The organism is Mycobacterium sp. NTMscope_Eco_3 (assembly GCF_976985685.1).
Window position 1 is genome coordinate 3247650 of the sequence record NZ_CDRJYZ010000001.1, and the last position, 11092, is coordinate 3258741.

Consider the following 11092-nt stretch of genomic DNA (forward strand, 5'->3'; position numbering starts at 1 on the left):
GCCTATTTGTCGTCGGTGAACACCGCTGGTCGTCGTTCTGCGCGCGCGGCAACCGCTTCTTCGAAGTTGGCGGTGAGCAGGCGGACGAAAAGCTGTCCCAAGCCTTCGGCTTGCATGTGCCCTTCCAGGCTACCGGCGTCCAGTCCACTCCACAGCGTGCGCTTGGTCAACTCGACGCCCGGCCGCGAGAACGCCGCGATCCGCGCGGCGATCGCGTAGCACGTGTCCAGCAGCTGCTTGTCGGGCACCTGGCAGGACACCAGCCCGATGCGCTCGGCCTCCTCGGCGGTGATGTCGCGGCCGGTCAGCATGATCTCGAACGCCCGCGACGACCCGATGGCCCGCGGCAGCAGGTACGACAGGCCCAGTTCGCTGGCCGTCAGCCCGTTGTTGATGCCGGCGGCGCGGAAGTACGCGCTGGTGGAGGCCACGCGGATGTCGGCGGCCAGCGCCAGGCACAGGCCGCCGCCGATGGCGGGGCCGTTGACCGCGGCGATCACCGGCTGGTGCAGCCGGCGCAAACCCAGGATGACCTCGTCGAGAATCTCCATCGACCGCAGCGCATAGGTGGGGCGGGTCAGCCCCTCGACGTGGGGCACCGAGCCCGCGGACTTGTGATCGGCGCCCGAGGAAAAGCCCCGGCCGGCCCCGGTCAGCACGACCACGCGCACCGAGTTGTCGTAGCGGACCTTCTCCAGCGCCTCCTTGAGCGGCACCATGACGTCGAACGCCATGGAATTCATCCGCTCGGGCCGGTTGAGGGTTATCAGCGCGACGCCGGGCCGCGGGTGGTCTACCAGTACCAAACTCACCCAAGCAACCTAGCGCGTGGCCGTCGGCCGCGCCGTGTCGCGCTTATTCGGCCGGCCCGGCTTCGGCCGCGTCCACGTCAAACGCCCGCACCTGCTGGACCAGGTCCTCCAGGGCCGCCGGCGGCAGCGCCCCGGGCTGGTTGAACAGCAGTTTGCCCTTCTTGAAGGCCATCAGCGTGGGGATGGACCGGATCTGGGCGGCCGCGGCCAGCTGTTGTTCGGCCTCGGTATCGACCTTGGCGTGCACGATGTCGGGGTGTTTGTCCGATGAGGCCTGGAAAGTGGGGCCGAACTGCCGGCATGGACCACACCAGGACGCCCAGAAGTCGACGAGCACGATGTCGTTGCCCTCGATGGTTTCGTTGAACTTCTCAGCGGTGAGATCGAGTGTTGTCACATTTGCCGTAACGCCCGGCGCCGACGCGGTGTTCCCGCCCCGCGGCACCGCACCCCGCCCTGGTTACGGTTGCGTACGTTTTCCCGCGTCCGACAGACTGGGCCTGACCATCCGCCGCCTCAATGAACCAGCGAGGGAATCGCGTTGGGCCACTACATCGCAAACGTCCGTGACCTCGAGTTCAACCTCTTCGAAGTCCTCGACATCGGCGCCGTCCTGGGGACCGGAGGCTACAGCGAACTCGACGAGGAAACGGTCCGCACAATATTGGCCGAAGCAGCCCGCCTCGCCGAAGGCCCCGTCGCCGAATCCTTTGCCTTCGCCGACCGCAACCCGCCGGAATTCGATCCCGCCGAGCACACCATCAGCGTCCCCGAAGAGCTGGCCAAGACGGTGCAGGCGATCAAGGAGGCCGGTTGGTGGCGGCTGATGCTGGCCGAAGAGATCGGCGGCATGGCCGCGCCCCCGCCGCTGGCGTGGGGGGTCAACGAGATGATCATCTGCGCCAACCCGTCGGCGAACTTCTTCTGCCTCGGCCCGTTGATGGCCCAGGCGCTGTACATCGAGGGCAACGAGCAGCAGCGGCACTGGGCCGCCGAGGGCGTCGAGCGCGGCTGGGCGGCCACGATGGTGCTCACCGAGCCCGACGCGGGTTCCGACGTCGGCGCCGGGCGCGCCAAGGCCTTCGAACAACCCGACGGCACCTGGCACATCGAGGGCGTCAAGCGCTTCATCTCCGGCGGCGACGTGGGCGACACCGCCGAGAACATCTTCCACCTGGTGCTGGCCCGCCCCGAGGGCGCCGGTCCGGGCACCAAGGGCCTGAGCCTGTTCTATGTGCCCAACTACCTATTCGACCCGGACACCTTCGAACTCGGTGCGCGCAACGGGGTTTTCGTCACCGGCCTGGAACACAAGATGGGCATCAAGTCCTCGCCGACATGCGAATTGACCTTTGGCGCAACGGATGAGCCCGCCGTCGGCTACTTGGTGGGCGACGTGCACCGGGGTATCGCGCAGATGTTCACCGTGATCGAGCACGCGCGCATGACGATTGGCGTCAAAGCCGCCGGCACGTTGTCCACGGGTTACCTGAACGCGCTGGCTTTCGCCAAGGAGCGGGTGCAGGGCGCGGACCTGACGCAGATGTCCGACAAGACCGCGCCGCGGGTCACGATCATCCACCACCCCGACGTGCGCCGCAGCCTGATGACCCAGAAGGCCTACGCCGAGGGCTTGCGGGCGCTCTACATGTATGCCGCCGCTCACCAGGATGACGCAGTGGCCCAACGTGTTTCGGGCGCCGATCACGACATGGCGCACCGGATCGACGATCTGCTGCTGCCGATCGTCAAGGGGGTGAGCTCGGAGCGGGCCTATGAGGTGCTGACCGAGGCGCTGCAGACGCTGGGCGGCTCGGGGTTCCTGGCCGACTACCCGCTCGAGCAGTACATCCGTGATTCTAAGATCGACTCGCTCTACGAGGGCACCACCGCCATCCAGGCGCTCGATTTCTTCTTCCGCAAGATCGTGCGTGATCGCGGCCAGGCCCTGCAGTTCCTGACGACTCAGATCGTGGCGACCATCGACGAGTGCGACGAGGCCCTCAAGCCGGTCGCCCAACTCCTGCAGACCGCGTACGACGACGTGACGGCGATGACGGGCGCGCTGACCGGCTACCTGATGTCCGCCGCCCAACAGCCCACCGACATCTACAAGGTGGGGCTGGCGTCGGTGCGGTTTCTGCTCGCGGTGGGCGATCTGCTGATCGGCTGGAGGTTGCTGGTGCAGGCCGGCGTCGCGCACCGCGCGCTGACCGACGGCGCGGCGGGAGATGACGAACCGTTCTATCAGGGCAAGGTCGCGACCGCGACGTTCTTCGCCAAGAACATGTTGCCGAAGCTGACGGCCCTGCGCGGCGTCATCGAAGCGATCGACGACGAGATCATGAAGGTGCCCGAAGAGGCGTTCTGAGAACTTACAGGTTACAGACAGCTCCAACGGGTAAACCATGACGTTCGCTCTCACCGACGAATGGAGAAACGTTGATGTCTGCCAGCTGTGCCGTGCCCCGGCTCACGCGCTTCGCGGTATTCGCGGTCGCGGGGGCCACCGCCCTGTCCCTGTCCGCCTGCGGCTCGTCGAACAAATCCAGCTCCACCTCGACCTCGACGTCGACCTCGACGGCGACCGTCACCTCGGCGGCCCCCTCGTCCACACCTAACGCCGAAGCGAAGGTCAGCGGCCTGATCGCGTCGGTGGCAGGCAACTCCATCCAGGTCACCAAGCAGGACAACGCCACGGCCGCGGTGAACTTCACCTCGACCACCAAGATCACCGAGGCCGTTCCGGCCGGCCTGCCCGACGTCACCCAGGGCAGCTGCGTCAGCGTGAAGCCCACCGAGGGATCCGCGCCCGGGCAGCCGGTCACCGCGGCGAAGGTCAAGATCAGCGAGTCCGTCAACGGCACCTGCCCCAAACCGCACGAGACCGCCCCCGGCGGGTCCAGCAGCACGCCACCGCCCGGCTCGCCGTCGCCGGCACCCGCCAAGCCGGCCTGGATGCGGGGCTCGGTGGCCTCGGTCTCGGGTAACACCATCAACCTGACCGGCACGGATGCCAGCGGCAACACCACGCAGACGACCGTGACGGTCGACGACAAGACCAAATACACCAAGCAGACGACCGCGAACACCGACGCGATCGCACCGGGTAAATGCCTGTCCGCGCGCGGCACCACGGACAGCGGCGGCGCGCTGCAGGCGACGAGCATCAACCTACGACAGGCTGTCGACGGCAAATGCGGCAAGCCCAAGCAGCCCGGCCAGGGTGGATGACCCCGGCTCGAGCTAGCTGAGATTGCCGTCACCGCCGGCGGGCGCGAGCGAAAACCGCGCCCGCCGGGGGTGATTGGCCACGACGGCGAACATGTGATGGAGAAGAGTCTGTGCGTGCCGCTTCGTTGAAACCCCGGCCGACGCACATCGCGATCGCCGCGGTGATCGCTTTCATCGCGTTGTGTGTGGCCATGTGCGACTCCCCGCGCAACACGTCGAGCAGTAACGCGCCGCCCACCGTCACAGCCGTCCCACCCAGCGCCGCACCGAGCGCGGTGCCACCGCCGGCGCCGCCCCCGCCGCCGCCGGTCGGCAAGGATTACGTCGAGGGCATGGTGCAGTCGGTGTCGGGCGGCACGATCGCGCTGCGGACGCGAACCGGCTCCGCGACCGTGGATTACACGCCCGAGACGAGGGTCGTACAGGTCACCCCGGCGAAGCTGGCCGACGTGACGCCCGGCAGCTGCGTGAACGTCCGCGCCACCCCGCAGAGCGCGCCGTCCCCCGGCGCGATCACCGCGCAATCGGTGACGGTCACCGCGTCCGCGGACGGCAAGTGCCCACCGCCGGCCGGGTTCTACGGGACAGTCGCGTCGGTGTCGGGCAACACCATTGCCGTCACCGGGCTGGGCCCCGGCGGCCCGACCACCGTGACCGTCGCGGACTCGACCTCATATCAACGGCAGACGCCGTCGGATGCCCAAGCGATCACCAACGGTAAGTGCTTGGGGGCGAACGGAACTCAAGACGGCGGCGTGCTGCACGCGGCGATGATCAGCTTGGAGACGTGCCCGCCCATGGGGCACCCGCACCACCACCTGCATCTGCCGCACCTCCCGTTCCACCTTTAGCGGTTGAGCTGCACTGGCGGCGTCGACCGTCCGACCCGCCCGGTTTGCTGAACGGCGGTGACGGCGGAATCGAAAGCGACCGAGTTGGCTTCAGGCGGCAGTTAATTCGTTAGCGAAATAAAGTTACTCTGAATTAGCCCGCCGTCCGTTTTGCGAAAACGGAGATTGGTCGTTAGCGATCTAAAACGAGCACCGATTTGGGGCCGAGGCGCGTATCCTGACCCGTATGGTCAAGACCAAGACCTGCGTACATTGTGGCCACACGTTCGATCCGAAGGCCCGATGGCGTGACCTATCTGATCCGGAATGGCTTCCGGCCGCATCGGTCTATTGTTCGCATGAATGCAGTGACCGCTACCATTGCGATATTGGCCATTGCTGCTCGACCCACGCGAAAGAGAAGGCTCAGCGCGAATCCGCCATGGCGGCGCACCGCCAAACGTAGACCGAGCCTCGGCCGTAAACCATCACCTTCCCACCCAGTTCATCCGGCGTCCTGACCGAACCCGGCGCCCCTGGGCGGCGCGTGCTGCGCCGCATGCTAGGTCTGCGGATCCGACGGGACCCCGCGCTGCGGGTGATACAGCAGTGCACGAACCAACGGGCGAGGCCCGACGGACCGAAGCATCTGGCTGGCCGGGCGGACCCGTACCCGCTTCGGCCACCAGAACCAGCGTCCCATCACCGTCATGATCGACGGCGTGATGAGCGATCGGACGACGAACGTGTCGAACAACAGGCCGATGCCGATCGTCGTACCGAATTGGCCGATCGCCCGGAGATCGCTGGTGATCATCGTGCCCATCGTGACGGCGAACACCACACCGGCGGCAGTCACCACCGGACCGGTCACACCCATGCCGCGGATGAGTCCCGTTTTCAGGCCGGCTCCGATCTCCTCCTCGATTCTCGACACCAGCATCAGGTTGTAATCGGATCCCACCGCCAAGAGCACGATCAACGCGAATTCTGTTGCCACCCAGTGCAGCTGGAAATTACCGAGGTGTTGCCAGATCAGTGTCGAGAATCCGAAGGCGGCCCCTAGCGACATCACGATGGTGCCGACGATGACACCGGCCGCGACCAGAGCGCGGGTGACGATCACCATGATGATGAAGATGAGCACGATCGAGGCCACGCCGGCGATCATCAGGTCGTACTTGGCGCCATTGGCGATGTCGTAAAACGTTGCGGCCGTACCGCCGAGGTAGATGTCGGCATTCTCCAGGGAGGTGAGTTTCAGCGCCTCCTTGGCAGCTTGGCGCTCCTGATCGACGGACGCGATTCCCTGCGACGTTGCCGGATCCACGGTGTGAGTGATGATGAAGCGCGCGGCCTTGCCGTCCGGCGACACCATCAGGCTCAACCCCAACTGGAAGTCTGAGTTCTGGAAAATCTCGGGTGGCAGGTAGAACAGGCTCTCCACTTGGGCGTCGTTGAAGGACTTGCCCATCACGGCGTTCGTGTCGGTCAGCCGGTCGAACTGATCGATCAGACTGTCGAACGAGCTGTAGATGGTCAGCGTCGTATCCCGGATCGACTTCGAGACGGCGATGTTCTCGGGGATGATCGCCAGCAGTTCGCGCGTGGCCTTGGCCGTGTTGGTGAGGTCGCTGGTGAGGGCGTGGAACTTTTCGGCCAGCTGATCGAACCCGTCCAGCGCGTCGAAGAGCGACCGTAGCGACCAGCAGATCGGGATGTCGAAACAGTGCTTCTCCCAATAGAAGTAACTGCGAATCGGTCTCCAGAAGTCGTCGAAATCCGCGAGATGGTTGCGGATCTCGTCCGTGATGGCCGCCGTCTCCCCCGTGGTTTTCGAGCTGTCATCCGCGGCGTTCGCGAGCTTCTGGGTCACCGCGTACTGGCGCTCCAACAGCGCGATCTGGGTGTCGAGGAAACCGGTGATCTTCTTGATGTCGGCGACGCGGTCCTTCAGGTAGTTCAGGTTGCTGCGGATCGGTGCGCTTTGCACGCTGAGCTGGAACGGAATGGATCCGTCTTGGATCGGCGGGCCGAGGGGTCTGGTGATGCTCTGCACCCGTTCGATGCCGGGAACCCGGAAGATGGCGCCGGCGATCTTGTCCAGGACCAGCATGTCTCTGGGATTGCGCAGATCGTGGTCCGATTCGATCATCAGCAGGTCAGGATTCAAACGGGCCTGGGTGAAGTGTTGATCGGCCGCGGTGTACGCCTTCACCGACGACGCGCTCTGCGGCAGGTAGTACAGGTCGTTGTAGCGCGGAGTGAAACCCATCAAGCCAATTGCGCCGACGATCGCCAGGATGACGGAGGTGGCGAGGATGGGTGCCGGCCACCGCACGATGGCCGTCGCCAAGCGGCGCCACCGCGTGTAGTTGAACTCGCGCTTCGGGTCGAAAAGGCCGAAGCCGCTTGCGAAGGCGATCAGCGCCGGCGTCAGCGTGACCCCCGCGGCCACCACCACCAGCAGACCCACCGCGCACGGAAACGCCAGCGAACTGAAGTACGGCAGCCGGGTGAATTTCAGACAGGCCAGCGCCCCGACGATCGTCAAACCCGAGCCCAGCACGACCTTGGTGACACCGGCGAAGGTGTCGTAGTAGGCGGCTTCGCGGTCCAGCCCTCGCTCGCGGCCCTCCTGGTAGCGGCCGACCATGAATATCGCGTAGTCGGTACCGGCGGCGATGGCCAACGCCGTCAGCAAGTTGACGGCGAACGTCGAGAGACCCATGATGCCGGTTTCGCCCAGCAGCGCTACGACGCCGCGGCCGGTGGCCAGTCCGACGAACAGGACGACCATCGTCAGCAGCACCGTGCCGATGGATCGATATACGAACATCAGCATGATCGCGATGATGATGATGGTGATGATCGTCATCTTGGCCAGGCTCGCGTCGCCGACGACGATCGTGTCGGCGGTCAGGGCACCCTGACCGGCGACGTAGGCCTTCACCCCCGCCGGAGGCTTCGAGTCCGCGACGATTTTGCGAACCGCCGCAACCGATTTGTCGCCGATGGCTCCGCCCTGGTCGCCGCGCAGGTTGACCTGAACGTAGGCGGCCTTGTGGTCGTAGCTCTCGACGCCCGACGACGTGAATCGCTGCCCCCAGAAGTTCAGCGCATGCTCGACGTGTTCGTGGTCCTGCTGCAGCTTCTTGACCAGATCGTCGTAATACCGGTGAGCATCCTCGCCGAGGGGTTTGTCACCGACCAGGGTCACCAGGACGAGGTTGTCGGAGTCGTACTCCTTGAATTTCTCCCCGATGTGCTTCATCCCGGTCACCGAAGGCGCGTCGGATGGCGAAAGCGGCACCGAGACTTCCTCGGCGACCTTTTCCAGCTGTGGGACGAAGATGTTGACGCCGATCGCGATCAGCAACCAGACCACGATGATCGGCAGCGCCAGGACGCGGATGGTGCGGGCCAGACGTGGTTTGCGCTCGACTGGGGTGCGCTGCGCGACGGGGATTTCGGCTGTGTCGTCAGCGTCGCTCGTGTCGTCGGTCACGCGGACTTGTCCAAGCAGGAAACCTGCGCGTTCCGGTTGTTGGCCTGTTGTTGATCGACCAACTTTCCGTCGACGGTGATGCGGCAGCCGATGGAAGGACTGTCACCTTGGGCGACGACGTAAGCGAAGATGCCGGGCATCTCGGCAACGATCGTCTTCGACCACGGCAAGGTGGTGAAGCTGGCCTTCTGCGGTAGTGACTCCGCATCCATCCAGTTGACGACGCCGGTAGTGCCGGGCGGCCCCAGGATTTCGTAGATCGCGGTCTTGGCCGCATACGGCGGGGTGGCATCCCGGGGATCGGGCTTGGGCAGACCGGGTCCTGGGAAAATGCCATTGAGGCGGATCACCGCAACGCCGCCGATGATCAGCGCCACCGCCACGACCAGCGGAACCCATGCCCGCTTGAGAAGCCTCATCACCGTGCCCCCCGATTCGGAATGCTCGATGGGCCGATATTAAGGCATCTCGTCGTGTGCGCCACGGCTAGCCGAACGCCATAGCGGTCGAGTTGATTCCCGGGGGTGGCCGCGCGTCGGCGCGGCGTGCGAAAAGGCCGGCTAGACCGTGAAGCCCAAGGCGCGCAGTTGCTCGCGCCCGTCGTCGGTGATCTTGTCCGGACCCCACGGCGGGTTCCACACCCAGTTGATCTTCAGCTCGTCGACCAAGCCGGCACCGACCAGCGCGCTGCGCGACTGGTCTTCGATGACGTCTTGCAACGGGCAGGCCGCCGAGGTGAGCGTCATGTCGATCAGCGCCACCGGACCCATCTCACCGTGCTCGACCTCCAAGCCGTACACCAGGCCCAAATCCATGACGTTGATGCCGAGTTCGGGGTCGACGACGTCATGCATCGCCTCCTCGACGTCGGCGAGCAACTCGTCATGCGGTGTGGTGGTCTCGCTCATCTGTAACCTCCTCGAGGGCTGCATATTTTTCCGAGTACGCCTGTGCCAGTGCGTCTTTGCACGCCATCCAGCCCAGCAGCGCGCATTTCACCCGGGCGGGGTATTTGGCCACTCCGGCGAACGCGATCCCGTCGCCCAGCACGTCCTCGTCGCCCTCGACGGTGCCGCGGGAGGACACCATCTCGGTGAACGCGGTGATGGTCTTGAGCGCATCGCCGACACTTTGACCGATTACCTGCTGGGTGAGGACCGAGGTGGCCGCCTGGCTGATCGAGCAGCCCTGCCCGTCATACGACACGTCGGTGACGGTTTCGCCGTCGTCGGACAGCGCAACGCGCAAGGTGATTTCGTCACCGCAGACCGGGTTGACGTGAAAGACCTCGGCGCCGAACGGCTCCCGCAGCCCGCGGTGCTGCGGGTGCTTGTAGTGATCGAGGATCACGTCCTGATACATCTGTTCGAGGCGCAAGGTCATTCTCTCCCAACCCATGGCGACGACCCGCTGCGCCCGGCTTCGCCGCGCTTGCGATCGCCGACGAAGAAATCCAGCGCGCGGCGCACGCCCGTCACCAACCGCTCGACCTCCTCGGCGGTGTTGTACACCGCGAAGGACGCCCGGGCGGTGGCCGCCAGACCGAACCGGCGATGCAGCGGCAGCGCGCAGTGGTGTCCCACGCGCACCGCGACGCCGTCATCGTCGAGCACCTGCCCGACGTCGTGCGCGTGCACGCCGTCGACGACGAATGACACCGGAGAACCACGGTTTTCCAGTGTGGTGGGCCCGATGATCCGCACGCCCTCGATCCCGGACAGGCCCTCGATGGCGGCGGCGACCAGCTCACGTTCGTGTGCCTCGACGGCGTCCATGCCGATGCCGTCCAGATAACGGGCGGCCGCGGCCAGCCCGACCACCTGGGAGGTCATCGGGGTGCCGGCCTCGAAACGCTGCGGGGGCGCGGCGTAAGTCGAGGCGTCCATGGCGACGTTCTCGATCATCGAGCCGCCGGTGAGGAATGGCGGCATCGCCGACAACAACTCCCCGCGTCCGTACAGCACGCCGATCCCGTTGGGGCCCAGCATTTTATGCCCGGAGAAGGCGGCGAAGTCGACATCGAGCTCGTGGAAGTCGACCGGGCGGTGCGGCACCGACTGGCAGGCGTCCAGCACGGTGAGCGCGCCGACGGCTTTGGCGCGGGAGACCAGTTCGCCCACCGGCGCGAGCGCTCCGGTGACGTTCGAGTGGTGGCTGAAGGCAACCACTTTGACGCGTTCGTCGAGCTTCAGCGAGTCCAGGTCGATGCGGCCCGCATCTCTTTCTCCGCCGGAGATCCCGTACCATTGCAGCGTGGCACCGGTGCGGCGGGCCAGTTCCTGCCAGGGCACCAGGTTGGCGTGGTGCTCGAGCTCGGTGGTGACGATGACGTCGCCGGGGCCAACCGCACGCTCGAACCGGTTGTCGCCCAGCACATAGGAGACCAGGTTGAGCGCCTCGGTGGCGTTCTTGGTGAAAATCAGCTCCTCGGAGCCGGCGCCGACGAAAGCCGCGACATCGGCGCGGCCCTGCTCGTAAGCGTCGGTCGCCTCCTCCATCAGCTGATGCGCCCCGCGATGCACGCCGCCGTTGGACGTGAGCAGGAACTCGCGTTCGGCGTCGAGCACCTGCAGCGGACGCTGGGCCGTCGCCCCGGAATCCAGATACGCCAACTGATTTCCGCCGCGCATGACGCGCTTGAGGATCGGGAAGTCGGCACGGATCGCCGCGAGATCGAGAGCGGAAGCCGCCGCATCACGCCGAGTCAT

General features: G+C 65.7%; 10 protein-coding genes. 3 read left to right on the forward strand and 7 right to left on the reverse strand.

The window, feature by feature from the left end; translation table 11 throughout:
• Positions 1–2 precede the first annotated feature (2 nt).
• The gene (locus tag AC0KTM_RS14605; RefSeq protein WP_238956244.1) at positions 3–812 is read right to left on the reverse strand and encodes an enoyl-CoA hydratase; all 810 of its coding nucleotides are present in this window, start codon (positions 810–812) and stop codon (positions 3–5) included.
• A 43-nt stretch (positions 813–855) separates the two neighbouring features.
• Positions 856–1209, reverse strand: a complete 354-nt coding sequence (gene trxA, locus AC0KTM_RS14610) for a thioredoxin (protein WP_225328639.1) — start codon at positions 1207–1209, stop codon at positions 856–858.
• A 144-nt stretch (positions 1210–1353) separates the two neighbouring features.
• Here trxA and AC0KTM_RS14615 point away from each other — a divergent pair, with 144 nt between their 5' ends.
• The 3 genes from AC0KTM_RS14615 to AC0KTM_RS14625 all read left to right on the forward strand — a co-directional run bounded on the left by AC0KTM_RS14615 (position 1354) and on the right by AC0KTM_RS14625 (position 4897).
• On the forward strand, positions 1354–3183 hold the full coding sequence (locus tag AC0KTM_RS14615) for an acyl-CoA dehydrogenase (RefSeq protein WP_238956245.1): 1830 nt from the start codon (positions 1354–1356) through the stop codon (positions 3181–3183).
• Positions 3184–3257: 74 nt separating this feature from the next.
• The gene (locus AC0KTM_RS14620; RefSeq protein ID WP_238956246.1) at positions 3258–4046 is read left to right on the forward strand and encodes a DUF5666 domain-containing protein; all 789 of its coding nucleotides are present in this window, start codon (positions 3258–3260) and stop codon (positions 4044–4046) included.
• 125 nt (positions 4047–4171) lie between these two features.
• The gene (locus AC0KTM_RS14625; protein ID WP_238957315.1) at positions 4172–4897 is read left to right on the forward strand and encodes a DUF5666 domain-containing protein; all 726 of its coding nucleotides are present in this window, start codon (positions 4172–4174) and stop codon (positions 4895–4897) included.
• Positions 4898–5438: 541 nt separating this feature from the next.
• Here AC0KTM_RS14625 and AC0KTM_RS14630 read toward each other — a convergent pair.
• The 5 genes from AC0KTM_RS14630 to AC0KTM_RS14650 form a co-directional block, all read right to left on the reverse strand.
• On the reverse strand, positions 5439–8384 hold the full coding sequence (locus tag AC0KTM_RS14630; protein ID WP_472415984.1) for an MMPL/RND family transporter: 2946 nt from the start codon (positions 8382–8384) through the stop codon (positions 5439–5441).
• The gene (locus tag AC0KTM_RS14635; RefSeq protein WP_225328636.1) at positions 8381–8803 is read right to left on the reverse strand and encodes an MmpS family transport accessory protein; all 423 of its coding nucleotides are present in this window, start codon (positions 8801–8803) and stop codon (positions 8381–8383) included. Before AC0KTM_RS14635 ends, AC0KTM_RS14630 begins: the two co-directional genes overlap by 4 nt.
• A gap of 141 nt (positions 8804–8944) precedes the next feature.
• On the reverse strand, positions 8945–9292 hold the full coding sequence (locus AC0KTM_RS14640; protein ID WP_008258091.1) for a metal-sulfur cluster assembly factor: 348 nt from the start codon (positions 9290–9292) through the stop codon (positions 8945–8947).
• The gene (sufU, locus tag AC0KTM_RS14645; protein ID WP_225328635.1) at positions 9267–9767 is read right to left on the reverse strand and encodes a Fe-S cluster assembly sulfur transfer protein SufU; all 501 of its coding nucleotides are present in this window, start codon (positions 9765–9767) and stop codon (positions 9267–9269) included. Before sufU ends, AC0KTM_RS14640 begins: the two co-directional genes overlap by 26 nt.
• Positions 9764–11092: a cysteine desulfurase gene (locus tag AC0KTM_RS14650; protein WP_225328634.1), complete on the reverse strand. Its 1329-nt coding sequence runs from the start codon at positions 11090–11092 to the stop codon at positions 9764–9766. Before AC0KTM_RS14650 ends, sufU begins: the two co-directional genes overlap by 4 nt.